Below are 17290 nucleotides of genomic sequence, written 5' to 3' on the forward strand. Positions count from 1 at the left end.
ATGGTAGATGTCGAGGTCGTCGGCGCCGGTCCCAATGGACTCGCGGCCGCCGTCGTCATGGCGCGCGCGGGCCTGTCCGTGCGGATCCACGAGGCAGCGCCGACCATCGGCGGCGGGTCCCGGTCCCTCGAGCTCATGCAGCAGGACCACCTCCACGACTTCTGTTCGGCCGTCCACCCGATGGCCCTCGCCTCGCCGTTCTTCCGGGCCTTCGAGCTGAGCCGCCGCATCGGCTTCGCCGTCCCCGAGGTCTCCTTCGCCCACCCGCTCGACGACGGACGGGCCGGCATCGCCTACCGCAGCCTCGACAGGACGGTCGAGGGCCTCGGGGCGGACGGGGAGGCGTACCGGAAGCTCCTGCAGCCGCTCAGCGACCGCGAACAGGACATCCTCGCGTTCACCCTCAACCACGTGGTGCGTGTCCCGAAGAGCCCGGAGGCCACCGTGCGCTTCGGCCTCGCGGTCCTCGACCAGGGACTGCCGTGGTGGAACCGCCGCTTCAGCACCGAGGAGGCGAAGGCCCTCGTCACGGGCGTCATGGCGCACCCCGTGGGCACCCTGCCCTCCCTGACCGGTGCCGGCGCAGGCCTGGTGCTGAACCTCCTGGCGCACACCGTGGGCTGGCCCATCCCGGTCGGGGGATCGCAGTCCATCGCCGACGCCCTGGCGCTCGACGTGCGGCAGCACGGTGGAGAGATCGTCACGGACAGCAGGATCGAGACCCTCGCGGAGGTGTCCGACTCGCGGGTGGTGCTGCTCGACGTCGCTCCGACGACCTTCCGGGCCATGTCCCGGGGGCGCCTCCCGGCCGCGTACGAGACGGCGCTGAAGGCCTTCACCTACGGCAATGCCGCCTGCAAGGTGGACTTCATCCTGTCCGGTCCCGTGCCCTGGACCCATCCCGAGCTGCACCGCGCCGGGACCGCGCACCTGGGCGGGACGAGGGAGGAGATCGCCGCCGGCGAGAAGCAGGTCAACCGGGGCGACCACCCGGACAGCCCGTACGTGCTGCTCTCCCAGCCGTCGTCGTTCGATCCGACCCGCGCGCCCGAGGGCCGGCACACGCTCTGGACCTACTGCCACGTGCCGCGGGGTTCCACGCGGGACATGGCGGAGGCGGTGACCGCGCAGATCGAGCGGTTCGCGCCCGGCTTCCGTGACGTCGTCGTGCAGAGCCATACGACGACGGCGAGCGAGCTCGAGGTCTACAACGCCAACTACGTGGGCGGTGACTTCAGCAGCGGGGCGGTGAACCTCCGCCAGATCGTCGCCCGCCCGGTGCCGTCCCTGCAGCCCTGGGCCACGCCGATCAAGGGGGTCTACCTCTGCTCTCAGTCCACGCCGCCCGGCCCCGGGGTCCACGGGATGGCCGGGCTCAACGCGGCGAAGCTGGCGCTCAAACGTGAGTTCGGGCTGGCCGTTCCCTCTCTTGGGCTCTGAGGCAGCCGGGTCGGCTCGGAATAAGTACCGCGCGATGTCTGTGGATCCGCGCATCCCCTCGGGCCGTTACCTGAGGTAACGGTGCCCGTCGCCGGCAGTTCACCCGCCATTGACGGGCAGGCCGGGTGGGGAGGGTTGGCTCGATGTGAGCGGTCATCGCTCGCGTATCCTCCACCCGAAGGGATCCACCCATGCCTCGTCTCGTCCGTTCCATCCGCTCGGCTGCCGCCGTCGCCGTCGGACTCTCGTTCCTCGCTGTTCCCGCTCATGCCGTACCGGTCGGTTCCGTCGCCGAGGCGTCCGAGGGCAACAACGATGCCAAGCGCCAGGTGGGCCCGATCCTCGTGGGGCACCGCGGTGCCGCGGGTACGGCACCCGAGAACACCGTGGCAGCCTTCAAGGACGGCCGGGCCTCCGGCGCGGACTTCATCGAGATCGATGTGCAGCTCAGTGCCGACGGTGTCCCGTTCCTCTTCCATGACGACACCCCCGCCCGCACCACCAATGTGGAGGACGTCTTCCCGGGCCGCGCCGGCGACCCGATCACGTCCTTCACGTGGGCCGAGCTGCAGCAGCTCGACGTCGGTTCGTACTTCGACGGGCGTTTCATCGGCGAGAAGATCCCGCACCTCGACGACGCCGCCACAGTGGCCACCCGCAACACCGGCGTATACATCGAGATCAAGTCGCCCCGGAACTCGCCCGGCATCGAGGCACTGGTGGCCGGTGAACTGAACACCGATCCCGCCTGGCAGAAGCTGGTCAACGCGAACAAGGTGCAGGTGCTCGGCTTCGACGAGTCCTCCAACCGCACGTTCGCGGCGCTGGCACCGGAGGTGGAGTTGCAGCAGCTCACCGGGGTGGTCCCGGGGTCCGAGGTACTGGCCGAGTGGGCCACCTTCGTGGATTCCGTCGGCGCGAACTACCGCGGCCTCACCGCCGCCGACGTCGCCCGGGTCAAGGACGCCGGCCTCGTGATGGGCGTCTACACCGTGAACTCGCCGGAAGCGGTGCAGGCCGTGGTGGACCTCGGTGTCGACGTCGTGACCACCGACTTCCCGATCCAGAACAGCCGCTACCTGCGCGGGCTTCCCGTGTTCCCGGGTGCGGCCCTGGAGATCAGCGGGGCCGTGAACAACCCGGCGGGCGACGACGTCCTGCCGGACGCGGGCGAGTACGTGACGCTGCGGAACGTCTCGGGTTCCGCACTCGATGTCAGCGGCTACTTCGTCCGGGACGCCGCGAACAACATCCTGCGCGTGGGGGAGGGCTACGTCCTGCAGCCCGGCGGTGAGCTGCGCATCCACACCGGCCCCGGCACGAACACGCCGACCGCCTATTTCAACGCGATCCCGGCGTCCGTGCTCAACAACACCGGCGACTCGCTGGGGCTGTGGACGCCGGACCTGCGCCTGGTGGACGTCTACGCGAACTAGCTGCTCTCATCGGCGAACCCGCGGAGCCCGGTCGGGGCCGAACCAGCTCCCGACCGGCCCCGCGGAGCCCTCGTCCGGGATCCTTTCAGGTCGGGGATTGTCCCGTAGGGTCCGGGCGAGGAGATCACCGAGTGCCGCTCGTAGCGGAATCAATTCGTGTAGACCTCCGGCGGCAGCGCCCGTGCTGGTTGTCCCGCCGGCGCCTAGGTTTTCATGAACGAGACTCGGGTGGGTATTCAGGTCGCTGCGGTCAGGGTCATACACGCGGGCGACCCGCGGGTAACCGAAGATGGGTCGGGCATCTCCCAGGCGGTACTCCATATGGTGGAGACGTCATTCGGTTCGACGAGTAGCCTCGGCGAAGAATCCTTTGCTTGGACCGGTGGTGGGGCCCGATAGCAGTCCGGGAATGGGGTGGCCGCAGTCAGTGCTGTGGATTCCGCAGCGTGTATGGCCGACGGGTGTCGGCAGGCACATCTATCAGCGAGGGGTCAGTTGGAGTGTGGCTGCTGGCGGGGGGTTGGAGTTCAGGAAGCCTCCTGAATGTGTCGCGGGTCGGGGGCATGGGTGGGGTTCGGTGGCGTGTTTCGGCTCTGAGTCCCAGGTAGGTGCCGGTGATGATGAGGGCGGCCCCGACGACGCCAAGGGGTGCGAGGGTGTCCTGGCCGATGGTGATTCCGATGAGCACAGCCCAGATGGGTTCGGTTCCCATGAGGAGGCTCGCCCTGGATGCTGATGTCTGTTGGATGGCCCAGGTCTGGACGAGGAAAGCGAAGACACTGCACGCTAGTCCGAGGTAGAGCACGCCGACCCATTCACCGGTATCGAAGCTCCGCACTGCCTGAAGCACGCCGTGGTAATCGGAGAGGGTGTAGAAGAGAGCGCAGACCGCGCTTTGGATCAGGGTCAGAGTCAGCGCACTGTAACCGCGTCCCCGGGTAAGGGCGGAGACCGCGGTGACGTGGATGGAGCGGACGACCGCTGCGGCGAGCATGAGCATGTCCCCAAGGGTGGGTGTGGCGAAGCCGTCACCGGAGACGAGGAGGCAGACGCCTACGACCGCGATGACACCGGCGACGAACACTGTGCGCGGCAGTCTCACCCGGAGGACGATGCTCTCGGTGACGGGGGTGAAGATGATGACGAGGCTGATGATCAGTCCGGCGTTCGTGGCGCTGGTCCCGGCGATTCCGTGGGTTTCGAGGATGAGTACCGCCGCCTGGGTGAGGCCCAGGATGACGCCGACCATGGTCTCGCGGCGTCCGGGCCGGCGGCGGTTCCAGATCAGCCAGATCACCGCCAGCGCCAGCGTGGTGATCAGAAAACGCAGCGAAAGAATGACGGTGACGCCGACCGTGTCGGTGAGGGTTTTCGCTGCCAGGTAGCTGCTGCCCCACACGATAGCGACCAGGAGCAGGAGCGCGTCCACCCTGCGCGCAGCAACAAAAGAGACGAACGGGCTTCGTCGTTCACCGCGCAGGTGCGCTGGGGGAGTCAGTACGGGGGAGGGCACCCCTAGAGTCTCATGGCAACGCATCTGTAAGACGAGGGGCCACTTGGTGAACTATTAGTTTAGTTTCTACTTATGGATCCTCATCAGTTGCGGTTGCTTCGGGAGTTGGGGGAGCGGGGCAGCCTCGCCGCCGTCGCTCGCGCGCTCCACGTCTCTGCGTCGGCGGTGTCGCAGCAACTCTCGGCGTTGCAGCGTCGGGTCGACGTTCCCCTGACCGAACGACGCGGACGGAACCTTGTCCTCACCGGCGCCGGTCGGGCCCTGGCCAAAGCTGCAGTGGATATCAGTGTCGCGATGAGCTCCGCCGAGCAGGCGGTCAGCCACTACCTCCAGGACCCTTGCGCGACGGTGAGGATCGCCGCGTTCAACAGTGCCGGCCTGACCTACTTCGGCCCCCTGCTTCAAGCCCTATCCGGTGAGGGACGCCCGGGGCTGATCTGCCATGACCGGGATGTGGGACAGGAGCACTTCCCGGCCCTGACGGCTGACTACGATCTGGTCATCGCGCACCGCTTGGAGCACAGTGCGCCGTGGCCCGACACGATTACCGCTCTGCCGCTGATGCGCGAGCCCCTGGACGTCGCCATGTCGGACCGCCACCGGCTCGCCGACGCACCAAGCGTCAGTGTCGCCGACCTGATCGATGAAGAATGGGTGTCTGTTCAGGACGGGTTCCCGCTCGTGCCGGCTTTGCAGGCGATCGCCGTTCATGCCGGCCAGCCCCTCAAGGTCACGCACCGGATCAACGAGTTCTTCATCGCGGCCGCGATCGTAGCTGCCGGCCCGGCCGTCGCGCTGATGCCCCGCCACACCGCCTCCCCACCACCCGGCAGCGGCATCGTCCTCAAACCCATCCACGATCTACCGCTCGCCAGGCGCGTCGACATCCTCTGCCGACCGGAAGCTCTCCACCGGACCGCAGTCCAACAAGTCGTCACAACTCTCCGACGAGTTGTGATCCCGGTCTGAATACCGGGCGAAAGAAACGTTTCGCGAGTCGGTCGCTCACCGTGTTCAGAACACCTGACTGTCAGGAGTCTTAAGTACGACCGTTCATGGAAAGCGATGCGCGATGAGCGGCGAGAACGGCGCGTCGTGTTTCACGGGCCGTGTCCGAGAGCTGTGCCCAGTGAGGAACGTCGACGCGCGCTCAGTCCCGCAAGACGATCCTTTTAGCGTGCGCACTTGTCGTCGATAGAAAAGCCCTCTCTGCCTGTCCGTTGCTCGAGCGTTTCGAGTTCCTCGAAGAACGTGACTTGCAAGCCGGCGGGACCCTGAACCCTGGCGTTGATGGTTCGGAACGGGGTCTCCGTCGGATGCGCCAGGACCTCGTTACAGGATTCTTGTGAGAGTGCGACAGCTCGCCGAGCGGACCAGGGCGGGCATGGCCGCGGCCGTGGAACACGGGCGGAGGCCTGGCTGGCGGAAGATCATCGGTGCCAGTCGGGCGACCGTGTATCGCTACCTCAGCATGGGAATCACCGACGCATCCTGATACGACACAGCCGGACCGGCGGCATCCTGCTCGTCGTCGCCGGTCCGGCGCACAATCCGTGCAACGCGAAGCCCCTCACCCCGCGCTATGAAGCAACGAACTCGCCGAGCGCGGCCAGGAGGCGGTCGACGTCATCGTCGTTGTTGTACGGCGCCAAGCCGATCCGCAGGGCGGCGCTGTCCTCGAGATCGAGGCGACGGAAGGCTTCGTACGCGTAGAACGAGCCGGCCGGCGCGAGAATGTCCCGTTCCACAAGGAACCGGTAGGCGTCCGTGGAGGACCGGCCCGGGAACGTCACCAGCAGTGTCGGTGTCCGATCCTGGGCTTTTGAGTGCAGCGTGACGGCGTCACCCAGTTCGGCCAGCCCTGCCTCGATCCGGGAGCGCAATGCGAGCTCGTACTCATCGACCATGTGAGCGGATGCGAGAAGGCGTGCACGGCGGCCGGTTGCGGCACCGGGGGCGATCCCGGCGAGGAAATCCACGGCCGCCGTGGCTCCGGCCATGATCTCGTACGGGAGGGTACCGAACTCGAACCGCTCAGGAACCTCGTTCGTGGACGGCAGGAGCTTGTCCGGCTGCAGTGATTCCAGCAGATCCGGGTCGGCCACGAGAACACCGCAATGAGGCCCGAGGAATTTGTAGGGCGAACAGGCGAAGAAGTCAGCTCCCAACGCCTTTACGTCGACCGCCGCATGAGCGGTGTAGTGCACTCCGTCCACATAGACCAGCGCGCCGACAGTGTGAGCGGCATCGGCGATGCGGCGCACCGGCGGTTTGGTGCCGAGCAGGTTCGACGCGGCGGTGATCGCTACCAGCTTCGTGCGCTCGGTGATCGCGGCTGCGACGGACGCTTCGTCGATCTCCGTGGTGTCCGGGTCGAAATCGATCCAGCGCACAGTGGCGCCGACCGCGGCTGCTGCTTGCAGCCAGGGGCGGATATTGGAGTCATGATCCAGGCGTGACACTACGACCTCGTCGCCGGGCTGCCAGGTCTTGGCGAGGTGGCGGGAGAAGTCATAGGCGAGCTGCGTTGCGCTTCGCCCATAGACGACACCGCGAGGATGCGCCCCCAGCAGGTCAGCCATCGCCGCCCGGAATGCGCCGACCGCCGATTCGGCGTTGCTCTCCGAGCCCATACCGAAGCCGCGGTTGGACAGCGGCCCGGTGATGGCGTCGGCTATCGCAGCTCCCACGACGGTGGGGGCCTGCGTTCCGCCGGGGCCGTCGAAGTACGCGGTGCCGGTGAGCAGGGCGGGGAAGTGCGCGCGGAAGGCCGCGATGTCCAGGGTCATGTCGTTACTTTCTCAGGTGGGGGTCGATACGGACAACGGCGCGGGCGAGAGCCGTCGTGGATCAGTTCAAGAGGTTTGCCCTGATTGCGATGAGGGTCAGGTCGAGGAGCGGAGTGGATTGCTGCAGTGCCTTGGCCCGGAGTGCGTAGTCGCCGAGGATGTGGTCGACCTCTGATGGCAGTCCTGCGGTGAGGTCCCGGTACAGCGATGTGGTGAAGGACGATCCGGGTTCGGTCAGGAGCGCCACTGCCTGTCGGTGCGCCGGATCCGACACCGGGTGCCCGGCCCGTGTGGCGACGGCCTCTAGTTCTTCCATTGCCGCGCGTATCGCGCCTTCGCCGCCGGCATCAAGGATGCGGCCCACGGGAGCATGGAACAGGCAGTTGATGACGCTGGCAGCGGCGATGAACGCCCATTTGTCCCACAGCGCGCCCACCACGTCATCGGCGACCGAGAAGTCGATGCCCGGGACGTCAAGGGCGTCCCGGATATCGTCCGCGACCGGAGCGTCTGTCAGGGAGCCCACCGTGAGTGAGCTCATCGGCGTCTTCTGGTGGACGATGTCTCCGTCGAGGGTCGCCACGATGCGGGCCAGACCGCCCAGTACCTGTCCCGGGTACGCCGCCTGGAGCTGGTCGATGTGCGCCATGCCGTTGAGGATCGGGAGGATGCGCGTGTTCGCGTCGATGAACGGGTGGACGTCGATGACTGCGGAGGAGAAGGCTGTCGCCTTGACCGTGATGAGCACGAGATCGAAGACGGGCGCCGTGTCGGCGGTTGTGAGGACCTGCACTGGGTGAGTTCGGTCGGCATCAGGGGACACGAATCGCAATCCGTCGCGGCGCAAGGCTTCTGCCTTCCGTTCACGGACGAGATAGGTGACGTCCCGCCCTGCTTCCTGCAACAGGGTCCCGAAGGCGCCTCCTGTGGCTCCGGCCCCTACGACGAGTATCCGCACAACAACTCCTTCTCCTTGATGACGAACAACATGATGAACACCTCACCATGATCTGCACGGCGAGTGTCCGTCCTGACCGTTCGGTGTCGCTTATGTCCTATGAGGAGGAGAACAATCCGAGCCGAGCACGAGGTTCAGACCTGCCGTCGCATCGGGAACGAGCTGTGGGCGTGGTTCGGTAACCCGTACATCGGGCGAACGACCGTCAGTCCCTCTTCAGATCCTCAGCAAGCATCACCAGGATGCCGCTCGGGCCACGCACGTACGTGAGCTTGTAGACGTCTCGATATGTCGCCACACCCCGAAGCGGATGGCAGCCGTGCCGCGCAGCTACCTCGAGCGCTGCGTCGATGTCATCCACGGAGAACGCGATGCGGTGCATGCCGATCTCGTTGGGAAGGGTGGGGTTCGTCTCGATCGCGTCGGGGTGAAGGTACTCGAAAAGCTCGAGCTGACCGTGACCATCCGGCGTTCTGAGTACGGCGATCTTGGCGTGGTTGCCGTCGAGGCCGACGGCGGTATCGGCCCAGTCGCCGCTGATCGTGTCGCGGCCAACGACTTCGAGGCCCAGATCGGTGAAGAACGCGATCGTCGCGTCGATGTCGCGGACGGCGATCCCGACGTTCTCCAATTTGATCGTCATGCTTCGCATGCTACCGACAGGCGCACTGGGCCTGCAGTGCAGTTTCTCGCCCTGCCCGTCGGCCGATCGGCGACGAGGGGTTCAAGCACGGTCATCCAGGCCGGATGCTTCTCGGTGTTGCGGGCGCGCAGACTCGGCGTGCTGATCATCACGTCTGCGCACGAGTCCAGACATGACGCATCGGATCGATGAGCCGTGCCGTTGCTCTGGGTAACCCGACATCTCGTGACGCGTTCCCCTCGGCTTGTCGCTCACCGATCCTCGCTAGGTCGCTCGACCGCGGTGCAGCGTCGTGCGCTTCACCGTTCCGTCCGGGTTGAAGTAGGTCCACTGGCCAGTCTTGCGGCCCAGGTCGAACTCACCCTCGTCGATGATCGTCCCTGCCGCGTTCCAGCGCTGCCAGAAGCCGTGCTTCTCCCCGTCGACGAACCCACCTCTTTGCAGCAGCCCGCCGGTCGCACGGTACCAGGTCACCGGTCCGGTGAGGCTTCCTGCTGCGTACTGGCTCACCGACCGCATCCGCCCGTCCGCGAAGTAGTGCGTCCACTCGCCGACTCGTTCACCCTCGACGTAGGTGCCGACGATCATGCCTCCGTGAGGATCACGCTCCTCCCAGCGGCCGGTGCGGCGCCCCGAGGCATCCTCTTCGTTCCGCGTCTCGCTGTCGCTCATTCCTGCTCCTGATCATCGATGTGGGTCGCGAGCCACGCAGCGACCTCGGTCAACCGCGCGGTGTCGAGATGGTGGATATTGGTGCGCCCGATCTTGCGGACGCTGACCACGCCCGCCTCTTCCAGTACGGCGACGTGCTTGCTGACGGCCTGGCGGGTGACGACCGTGGCCCGGCCGGACATCAGCCGTGTGCACAGTTCGAACAGGCTCTGGTCGTTGCGTTCGTGGAGGGCTTCGATCAGGGCGCGGCGGGTGGGATCTGCAATCGCCCGGAATGCATCACTCATATCGCGAAGGTAGGTAACCATCAGGTTGCCTGTCAAGAACCAAGAGGAAGGTCCTTGATCATCCGGTTCGTGGGAGGACAGTAGTCGGTGAGGGGGCGTTGGATGGGCGGGTCCGGAACCGACGAACGTTGGAGAGAAGATGTCCCATCAGTTGAGAATCGGCACCCTCGACGGCGGCCGTGCGCCTGCTGAACTCGATGCCCGGCGGTTCAACCGCCACACGTTCTGGTGCGGGCAGAGCGGGTCGGGGAAGACCTACGCGCTGGGTGTCGTCCTGGAACAGCTGCTGCTGGGCACCCGGCTGCCGCTCCTCGTCCTCGATCCGAACGCGGACTTCGTCCGCCTGGGAGAACTCAAGGCGCCGCTCAACGGGAGTTCGGACGCGTTCGATGATGTGCGCGTCCTTCGCGCCACGGGGAGCGGGTCCGACTACGTCCGGGTGCGGTTCCTGGACCAGTCGCTGGAGTCGCGCGCCGCCGTCCTGGGTCTCGATCCGGTCCTGGACCGCGAGGAGTACAACGTCCTCGTCCACCTCGAGAGCGAGGTGGACGTGAAGGATCGCACCGATCTGGTCGGTCAGCTGCGGGCGAAGGACTCCGCCTCGGGGCGGAATCTCGCGATGCGCATCGAGAATCTCGGCGTCCTCGAATGGGACCTCTGGGCATGGGGCGGCCGGTCCGCTGAAGACGTCATCGACGAACGCCCACGCGCGACTGTCCTCGATCTGGGCGGCTTCCGGTTTCCGACCGAACCGCAGGTCGCGGCGCTCAGCGTGCTCGATCACCTGTGGAAGAACCGTGAGGAACGTCGCCCGATCCTCATCGTGATCGACGAGGCCCACAACCTCTGCAGCCCGGACCCGATCACGCCCGTCCAGCGCGCGCTCACCGAACGGATCACCCAGATCGCCGCGGAGGGGCGTAAGTTCGGGCTCTGGCTTCTTCTGTCGACCCAGCGACCGTCCAAACTCCCTGTCAACGTCCTGAGCCAGTGCGACAACCTCGTCCTCATGAAGATGTCATCGCCGCGGGATCTTGCCGAACTGGCCTCCGTCTTCGGTTACGTCTCGCCCGGGCACCTCGACGACGCCCTGCATTTCACGAAGGGCCAGGCCCTGGTCGCGGGGGGCTTCATCGCCGCTCCGTCGGTGGTGCAGGTGCGCACGCGGCTCACCCACGAAGGCGGGGCCGACATCGCCGTACCCCTCTGAGGCAACCCTCGAACGAACCCCCGGGAAGCCCGCGAGGCACCAGGCCGGAAGGCAGTCCGGTGCCGGGTCAGGCGCTCGCCGGGTGCTCCTGTTCCCCGGCTCCGCTCTGCAGCCAGGCCACCGCCAGGTGGCGGGAGGTGAAGAACCGCGTGGGACAGGGCGGGGAGTTCACCCCGAGGAAGAAATTGGCGATCATCCTGTCGACGGGGGAGGAGCCCAGGAGGGCGATCCGCGACGCCGCGCAGGGGGTGGCGAAGACGGCCCGCGCGTCGCGCGTCACCGTTCGCGTGGTCTCCATGTCCACGAGCATCGGGTGGCCCTCCGCCTCGGCGAGGGAGTCGACCGCCCGCATGGCGGCCTCGGCGTCCGTGGCGGTGATGGTGCAGTCCCGATCCCACTCCAGGTGGAGGATGCCGTTCGGCAGGAGTTCCAGGCCGGCTTTGTCGCCGTCGATACGCTGTGCGGGCAAGGGGGCCTCCTGAGCAGACCGCTGATGCCTTCCGGGCCGGGCCGGCCCTGGGTTCACCCCGTGAGACCGAGGATCAGCGAGTCTTCATCGTAGCGAAGTATCCGGGGATGCCGGTGGTCCCGTCGCCGCCCATCGGCACCGCCTCGATGGTCACCGGTCCATCGGTCACCACCTGCCAGGCGGCCTCGGGGAACGCTGCGCGGCGTTCCTCCGGGCCGAAACGGCCCGGCACGGGAATGCCGCCGATGGCCTTGCGCAGCGGAAGCGGGATCCTGCCCGGCATCGCGCCGAGGCTCTGCATGTAGGAGAGCGGGCTGCCGCGATAGTTCGTCTCCGTGAGCAGGACGCGTCCGCGCCGGCCCACCAGTGCGTGCAGGTTCTGCGCCAGCTGGTCGCGCTGCGGGCCCCTCAGGACATGGAAGACACCACGGACGAACACGTTCATGTCCCCGTATTCCTCATGGAGCATATGGCCGCTGCCGGGAAGGGTGAGGTCGAGGGCTCGGAAGGTGATGGCATGCCCGTCCCCGGTCTCCTGCCGCGCCCGCTGTACGGCACTCTCCGCGATGTCCACGCCGACGGCGGCCGGGAAGCGGGGGGCGAGCCAGCGCGTCCAGCGTCCGTTCCCGCATCCGACGTCGAGGACCGGGAGCGCGCAGTCCATGGACGCCTCCATGGACTGCGCGTACTGCTCCGCCTCGGGGCCGATGTCCGTGTCCCAGAGCACCTCGCCCTGTGTGCCGGTTGCCCGGACTCCGTGCCAGTAGCCTTCCCACGCCCTCGCCGGGTCCCGGGGAGTGCGCCGCGCCAGGAGCGCGACCTCGGGGATCATCAGGAGTTGGCGGATGATTCGCAGCATAGGTCGAGGGTACAGACGGTCCCCGCACAACAGGGTCAACCAAGGATTTCCACAGGATGCGGCGAGGACGCACCGGATCGAGTCCGGCCGGGGTGGCGGCCTGCCTATGCTGGCCCTTGCCATGAACGCCATGGCCAGCGCAGAGGATGGGGACTTGATGCGGCGCGACACGCCCTTTGCCGCCGTCGTGCGCCGCCGCGAGCAGTGGGGTCACACCCGGGTCCTGACCGCCGTGATGGTGAGCCTGCTCGTCCTCTATACCGTGAGCCTCCTGCTGGGGGATCCGACGACGTTCGAGCCTCTCTCCGACGGCTGGCTGTGCATCCTCACCGAACTCTCCGCCGTAGGCCTGTGCATCAGTGCTGCGGTACGGACCCGATTCGCCGAACCGCAGGTCCTGCTCGGCGGCGGGGCGGTCCTCGCCTACACCGCCGGCGACGCCTACTACCTGGCATCGCTGGACGGAGGCGACTCGCTCGGCTTCATCTCCCTGGCGGACGTTCCGTACCTCGCCTTCTATCCGCTGATGCTCGGCGCTCTCGCGGTCGTGCTCGTGCGGAAGCTGCGCGGCCTGATGTGGCCCATCCTGCTGGACAGCCTGGTCGGAGCGCTCGCGGCAGCCTCGCTCGTGGCGCTGCTGCTGGCGCCGATCCTGCAGACCGGCACTGCCGGCGGCACGGCCTTCGAGGTGGCCATCACCGTCGCCTACCCGCTCCTCGATTTGCTGGTGATCACCGCCGTGGGAGGGGTCCTCGCGTCAAGGGGCCTCGACATCGGGCCGCGCTGGCCTGTCCTGATCGCCGGGATGATCCTCTTCTCCGCGGCCGACGTCGCCTATGCGCTGGGCATCGAGGACTACAGCGCCGGTTCGCTCATCGATGCCGGCTGGGTGACCGGGGTGGTGGCCGTGGCTGCCTGGGTCGACGGCGCAGCAGGAACCGGGCGGGCCCGCAGGAGCCGCGGCGTCCCGGAGCTCGCGGCACCCCTGGTGTCCACGGCGGCGGCGCTCGCCGTGCTCGTCATCGGTTCCCGGCTGGACATCCCGCTGCTCGCGGTGATCTTCGCGGCTGCCTCGCTGGGCCTGGCGTCCGTGCCCCTCGCCTTCCGGAACCGGATGCTCATGGCGCTGGCACGCACGGACGAGCTCACCAAGCTGCCGAACCGTCGCGCCCTGCTGACCGATGTGCCCGACCGGCTGGCCGACGGCCGCACCGGTGCGCTGTTCATCGTCGATCTCGACCGCTTCAAGCACGTGAACGACGCCCTCGGGCACGACGTCGGGGACGCGCTCCTCGTGCAGGTCAGCCGACGGTTCCGTCAGCAGCTGCGCCCAGGGGACCTGCTCGCGCGGCTCGGCGGCGACGAGTTCGCCGTGTTCCTCAGTGGCGCGACGGAGGACGACGCCGTGGCCGCGGCGAAGAGGCTGGGCGCCGAACTCTCCAGCCCTGTGGAGATCGGTACCACCGCCCTTCAGGTGAGCGCCAGCATCGGGATCGCCCTGACGCCCCGGCACGGCACCGACATCAGCCTGCTCATGCGGAAGGCCGATATCGCCATGTTCCGGGCGAAGGCGCAGCGCAGCGGCTGCCACGTGTACGACGCCACGGACGACGACGACGGCGAACTGCGGCTGCGGACCGTCCAGGAGATCCGGACGGCGCTCGCGGAGGATCAGTTGGAGCTGCACTATCAGCCGAAGGTCCGCCTGGCCGACCAGGAGGTGATCGGCGTGGAGGCCCTCGTCCGGTGGAACCACCCGACCCGCGGGCAGTTGCCACCGAGCGCGTTCCTGTCGCTCGCCGAGGATGCCGGCCTGATGCCGCAGCTGTCCTCGCTCGTCCTTCGGAGGGCCGTCCAGCGCGTCGCCCGCTGGCGCGCGGAAGGTCTGGACGTCGTCGTCGCCGTGAACATGTCCGGTTCCTGCATCCTGCCGTGCCTCCCGCACGAGATCCTTGACCTGCTCGAGGAGCACGGCGTGCCGGCGTCCTGTCTCATGCTCGAGATCACCGAGGACGTCCTGATGTCCACGCCCGCGGGGACCGCCGGGCTCCTCGCGGAGCTGCGGGCCGTGGGCGTCCAGATCTCGATCGACGACTTCGGCACCGGCTACAGCTCCCTGGCCTACCTGCGGGACCTTCCCGTCGACGAACTGAAACTCGACCGCTCGTTCGTCACCGCGATGGGGGGCGACGCGCGGGCAGGCGCGCTGGTCGGGTCGATCATCGACATGGCGCACAGCCTGGGCCTCCGCGTGGTCGCCGAGGGCGTCAACAGCGAGGAGACCCGGGAGGAGCTGCTGAACCGCGGATGCGATTCCGGGCAGGGCTTCCACCTCGCCATGCCCCTCCCGGGGTCCGACATCGGACCGTGGCTCGCGGCCCGCACAGTGGCGGCGGGCCGCTGATGGCTGCGGTCCTCGGGGGCCGGCGGACGCGCCCGGTAGAAACTGTGCAGAACGGTTCCGATGCACTCGGTCCGGGCGCCGACATCTGGCAATGTGTTAGCCATGACACCTGACCCCGACGCGCGTGTCGCGCTCATCATCGAAGACGACGCCGATGTGCGGCAGTTGCTGGTCATGACGCTCGGCATGAACGGCTTCACCACGATCGAGGCAGAGAACGGGCGCCAGGGTGTCGCGCTCGTCCGTGACCGTCAGCCGGACCTCGTGACGCTGGACTTGAATCTCCCTGACATCGACGGCGTCGAGGTGTGCCGGCAGATACGGCCGCTGACGGACGCCTACGTCATCATGATCACGGCGCGGCAGGATGAGATCGACCGCCTCATCGGGCTCGAGATCGGCGCGGACGACTTCGTGGTGAAGCCGTTCAGCCCCCGTGAGGTCGGGGCGCGGGTCAATGCGATGTTCCGGCGGCCGCGGAGCACGGTGCGGAATTCCGCCCAGCCGCTGCTGGGCACGGACGCGGAACCGCAGCCGACGGCGGCGGCGTTCCCGGTCCCAGCGGATCCGGTGGCGGGGATGCTGGCCCACGGACCCCTCAGCATCGACACCGAGGGCCGGATCGCACTGCTCGACGGCGTCGAGGTCCCGCTCACGCGGATCGAGTTCGACCTGCTGGCCACGCTCGTCTCCGGACCCCGCCGGGTCTGGCAGCGCGAGACCCTGCTGGCACGGATCTGGGGTGACGGGTGGGTCAACGACCAGCACCTCGTCGAAGTGCATATCCGGAACCTGCGGAAGAAGCTGGGCGAGGACACCAAGGCGCCCCGGTTCATCCGGACGGTACGCGGCGTCGGCTATCGGATGATGCCGCCCAGCGCGGACTGAAAGTCCGCCGCGAGGCTTCGCAGCCGCGCGACCGCCGCTTCGTGCCCGGAGGGCTCCCCGACGACCTCCAGGGCCGTGGATGATTCCTCCGCGAGCCGGCGCGCGCCCACCATGGACGCGCTCGCCTTGAGGCTGAGCAGGGCGACGACGGCCGCGTCCGTGGCGCGCGCAGAGAGGGCCGCCTCCACGGCATCGATCCGCTGCGGGAGCATCTGCGTGAACAGCTGCGCGAATTCCATGGCGCCCGCCGGGTCGGAGAGTTCGTCCCCGAGGTTCTCGAGGGTCCGCCGATCGAGCGCGGGAGGCTGTGGCCCGTCGCTCCTGTCGGTGGCTGGGCGGGAGGTGGTGGCGTCACACGTCGTCCGGACCGCGGCCGGAAGGGACGGGAGGTGGATCGTGGTCACGCCTGCTCCTTCTCGCTGCCGCCGGGCCTGGTGGGGAACGGATCCCGATCGAGGCTGCCCGCCGGTTCCGGTGGACGGACCGGAACCGGCGGGAGGATCGTGGAGACCTGTGCTCCTGCGTTCCACTCTGGCCCTCGCCGCTCAAACACGCCGTGCCGGAAGTGCGAAAGAAGACCGAAGAAAGGGCGAAGGTCGGTCGGCCCCGACCGCGCCGTGCCTACGCCAGCATCTCCCGCACCATCGGGATCACCTTGGTGCCGTAGAGCTCGATGCTGTGCATGAGTTTCCCGTGGGGCAGTGGTCCGGCGCTGTACTTCATGTCGAAGCGGTCGATGCCGAGGGTCCGCGCGGTCGCGGCGATCTTCCGCGCGACGGTCTCCGGCGACCCGACGTACAGGGAACCGAAGTCCGCCTCGTGGTCGAACTCCTCGCGCGTCGTCGGACCCCAGCCGCGCTCCCGGCCGATGCGGTCGCGCATGATCCGGTTGTCCGGCCAGAGCTCCTCGCGGGCCTGCTCGTCGGAGTCGGCGATGTAGCCGGGTGAGTGGACACCGATGGGCAGCGTAGGCCGGCCGAGCTGGTTCAGGGCGCGGTGGTACAGGTCCACGTAGGGGGCGAAGCGCGCGGGGTCTCCGCCGATGATCGCGAGCATCAGCGGCATGCCGTAGCGGGCCGCCCGCACCACGGACTCGGGACTCCCGCCGACGCCGATCCACGTCTTCAGGTGCCCACCCTCGGTCTTCGGGTAGACCTCGTGGTCCTTCAGGCCCGGGCGGGTGCTGCCGGACCACGTGACCGGCCCTTCCTTGATGAGCTCCGAGAACAGGTCGAGCTTCTCCTCGAACAATCGCTCGTAGTCGGAGAGTTCGTAGCCGAAGAGCGGGAAGGACTCGGTGAAGGAGCCCCGCCCGAGGATGACCTCCGCGCGGCCGTTCGAGGCGGCGTCGAGGGTGGCGAAGCGCTGGTAGACGCGCACGGGGTCGTCGGAGCTGAGCACCGTCACGGCCGAACCGAGGCGGATGCGCTCCGTCTGCCCGGCGATCGCCGCGAGGACGGTCTCGGGGGCGGAGATGGCGAAGTCGTCCCGGTGGTGCTCGCCGAGACCGATGAAGTCGACGCCGACCTGGTCGGCGAGGACGGCCTCCGCGATCACGTCGCGGATGACCTGCGGGTACGGGACGGGGGTGCCGTCCTCGCCGCGCGTGACGTCCCCGAAGGTGTCGAGTCCGAGTTCCAGTTCGCGTGCCATGGTGATGCTCCCGTGCTCAGCGTGCGGGCCCGCCCTGGGCCTGCTGGTAGAACAGGCTCTTCACCGGTG

General features: G+C 67.8%; 16 protein-coding genes. 6 read left to right on the forward strand and 10 right to left on the reverse strand.

Annotation, left to right across the window (positions count from 1 at the left end; all coding sequences use genetic code 11):
- The gene (locus CXQ92_RS09875; protein WP_104167571.1) at positions 1 to 1440 is read left to right on the forward strand and encodes an NAD(P)/FAD-dependent oxidoreductase; all 1440 of its coding nucleotides are present in this window, start codon (positions 1 to 3) and stop codon (positions 1438 to 1440) included.
- Between the two features lie 191 nt (positions 1441 to 1631).
- Positions 1632 to 2876 (forward strand): glycerophosphodiester phosphodiesterase family protein, encoded by a 1245-nt coding sequence (locus tag CXQ92_RS09880; protein ID WP_104167572.1) that lies wholly within the window; start codon positions 1632 to 1634, stop codon positions 2874 to 2876.
- Between the two features lie 424 nt (positions 2877 to 3300).
- Here CXQ92_RS09880 and CXQ92_RS09885 read toward each other — a convergent pair whose 3' ends face one another.
- On the reverse strand, positions 3301 to 4389 hold the full coding sequence (locus tag CXQ92_RS09885; protein ID WP_181033615.1) for a DMT family transporter: 1089 nt from the start codon (positions 4387 to 4389) through the stop codon (positions 3301 to 3303).
- Between the two features lie 72 nt (positions 4390 to 4461).
- Between CXQ92_RS09885 and CXQ92_RS09890 the strand changes: the two genes are divergently transcribed.
- Positions 4462 to 5358: a LysR family transcriptional regulator gene (locus CXQ92_RS09890; RefSeq protein ID WP_104167574.1), complete on the forward strand. Its 897-nt coding sequence runs from the start codon at positions 4462 to 4464 to the stop codon at positions 5356 to 5358.
- Between the two features lie 611 nt (positions 5359 to 5969).
- Here the strand turns inward: CXQ92_RS09890 and CXQ92_RS09900 are convergent.
- The 5 genes from CXQ92_RS09900 to CXQ92_RS09920 form a co-directional block, all read right to left on the reverse strand.
- Complete coding sequence (locus tag CXQ92_RS09900) at positions 5970 to 7178, reverse strand: cysteine desulfurase-like protein (RefSeq protein ID WP_104167575.1); 1209 nt, start codon at positions 7176 to 7178, stop codon at positions 5970 to 5972.
- A gap of 61 nt (positions 7179 to 7239) precedes the next feature.
- Positions 7240 to 8136: a ketopantoate reductase family protein gene (locus CXQ92_RS09905; RefSeq protein WP_104167576.1), complete on the reverse strand. Its 897-nt coding sequence runs from the start codon at positions 8134 to 8136 to the stop codon at positions 7240 to 7242.
- 205 nt (positions 8137 to 8341) lie between these two features.
- Positions 8342 to 8779, reverse strand: a complete 438-nt coding sequence (locus tag CXQ92_RS09910) for a VOC family protein (RefSeq protein WP_104167577.1) — start codon at positions 8777 to 8779, stop codon at positions 8342 to 8344.
- Positions 8780 to 9043: 264 nt separating this feature from the next.
- On the reverse strand, positions 9044 to 9451 hold the full coding sequence (locus CXQ92_RS09915) for a toxin-antitoxin system YwqK family antitoxin (protein WP_104167578.1): 408 nt from the start codon (positions 9449 to 9451) through the stop codon (positions 9044 to 9046).
- Entirely contained in the window at positions 9448 to 9774 is a 327-nt protein-coding gene (locus CXQ92_RS09920; RefSeq protein WP_258069842.1) for a helix-turn-helix transcriptional regulator, read from the reverse strand. Before CXQ92_RS09920 ends, CXQ92_RS09915 begins: the two co-directional genes overlap by 4 nt.
- A gap of 103 nt (positions 9775 to 9877) precedes the next feature.
- Between CXQ92_RS09920 and CXQ92_RS09925 the strand changes: the two genes are divergently transcribed.
- Positions 9878 to 10948 carry an ATP-binding protein gene (locus tag CXQ92_RS09925; RefSeq protein WP_104167580.1) on the forward strand — a complete coding sequence of 357 codons (1071 nt, stop codon included), beginning with the start codon at positions 9878 to 9880 and terminating at the stop codon, positions 10946 to 10948.
- Positions 10949 to 11015: 67 nt separating this feature from the next.
- Here CXQ92_RS09925 and CXQ92_RS09930 read toward each other — a convergent pair whose 3' ends face one another.
- Entirely contained in the window at positions 11016 to 11417 is a 402-nt protein-coding gene (locus tag CXQ92_RS09930; RefSeq protein WP_104167581.1) for an STAS/SEC14 domain-containing protein, read from the reverse strand.
- Positions 11418 to 11490: 73 nt separating this feature from the next.
- Positions 11491 to 12276: a class I SAM-dependent methyltransferase gene (locus CXQ92_RS09935; protein ID WP_104167582.1), complete on the reverse strand. Its 786-nt coding sequence runs from the start codon at positions 12274 to 12276 to the stop codon at positions 11491 to 11493.
- A gap of 157 nt (positions 12277 to 12433) precedes the next feature.
- On the opposite strand from CXQ92_RS09935, the gene CXQ92_RS09940 reads away from it, so the two are divergent.
- The gene (locus CXQ92_RS09940; protein WP_181033616.1) at positions 12434 to 14680 is read left to right on the forward strand and encodes a bifunctional diguanylate cyclase/phosphodiesterase; all 2247 of its coding nucleotides are present in this window, start codon (positions 12434 to 12436) and stop codon (positions 14678 to 14680) included.
- 102 nt (positions 14681 to 14782) lie between these two features.
- Positions 14783 to 15568: a response regulator transcription factor gene (locus CXQ92_RS09945; protein ID WP_104167584.1), complete on the forward strand. Its 786-nt coding sequence runs from the start codon at positions 14783 to 14785 to the stop codon at positions 15566 to 15568.
- On the opposite strand, the gene CXQ92_RS09950 is transcribed toward CXQ92_RS09945, so the two are convergent.
- Together CXQ92_RS09950 and CXQ92_RS09955 are read right to left on the reverse strand one after the other, a co-directional pair.
- Positions 15538 to 15972: an Hpt domain-containing protein gene (locus CXQ92_RS09950; RefSeq protein ID WP_104167585.1), complete on the reverse strand. Its 435-nt coding sequence runs from the start codon at positions 15970 to 15972 to the stop codon at positions 15538 to 15540. The two genes, CXQ92_RS09945 and CXQ92_RS09950, sit on opposite strands and share 31 nt — an antisense overlap.
- 217 nt (positions 15973 to 16189) lie before the next feature.
- Positions 16190 to 17221 carry an LLM class flavin-dependent oxidoreductase gene (locus CXQ92_RS09955; RefSeq protein WP_104167586.1) on the reverse strand — a complete coding sequence of 344 codons (1032 nt, stop codon included), beginning with the start codon at positions 17219 to 17221 and terminating at the stop codon, positions 16190 to 16192.
- Between the last annotated feature and the right edge of the window lie 69 nt (positions 17222 to 17290).

It is taken from the genome of Arthrobacter sp. SX1312 (genome assembly GCF_002929295.1).
GTDB lineage: Bacteria > Actinomycetota > Actinomycetes > Actinomycetales > Micrococcaceae > Arthrobacter_D.

What these genes read in the sequence shown, in the direction of transcription:
- CXQ92_RS09955 (WP_104167586.1), bottom strand. Translation starts at nt 17,221, where the DNA reads ATGGCACGCGAACTGGAACTCGGACTCGACACCTTCGGGGACGTCACG.
- CXQ92_RS09935 (WP_104167582.1), bottom strand. Translation starts at nt 12,276, where the DNA reads ATGCTGCGAATCATCCGCCAACTCCTGATGATCCCCGAGGTCGCGCTC.
- CXQ92_RS09875 (WP_104167571.1), top strand. Translation starts at nt 1, where the DNA reads ATGGTAGATGTCGAGGTCGTCGGCGCCGGTCCCAATGGACTCGCGGCC.
- CXQ92_RS09925 (WP_104167580.1), top strand. Translation starts at nt 9,878, where the DNA reads ATGTCCCATCAGTTGAGAATCGGCACCCTCGACGGCGGCCGTGCGCCT.
- CXQ92_RS09910 (WP_104167577.1), bottom strand. Translation starts at nt 8,779, where the DNA reads ATGACGATCAAATTGGAGAACGTCGGGATCGCCGTCCGCGACATCGAC.
- CXQ92_RS09945 (WP_104167584.1), top strand. Translation starts at nt 14,783, where the DNA reads ATGACACCTGACCCCGACGCGCGTGTCGCGCTCATCATCGAAGACGAC.
- CXQ92_RS09915 (WP_104167578.1), bottom strand. Translation starts at nt 9,451, where the DNA reads ATGAGCGACAGCGAGACGCGGAACGAAGAGGATGCCTCGGGGCGCCGC.
- CXQ92_RS09880 (WP_104167572.1), top strand. Translation starts at nt 1,632, where the DNA reads ATGCCTCGTCTCGTCCGTTCCATCCGCTCGGCTGCCGCCGTCGCCGTC.
- CXQ92_RS09900 (WP_104167575.1), bottom strand. Translation starts at nt 7,178, where the DNA reads ATGACCCTGGACATCGCGGCCTTCCGCGCGCACTTCCCCGCCCTGCTC.
- CXQ92_RS09890 (WP_104167574.1), top strand. Translation starts at nt 4,462, where the DNA reads ATGGATCCTCATCAGTTGCGGTTGCTTCGGGAGTTGGGGGAGCGGGGC.
- CXQ92_RS09940 (WP_181033616.1), top strand. Translation starts at nt 12,434, where the DNA reads ATGCGGCGCGACACGCCCTTTGCCGCCGTCGTGCGCCGCCGCGAGCAG.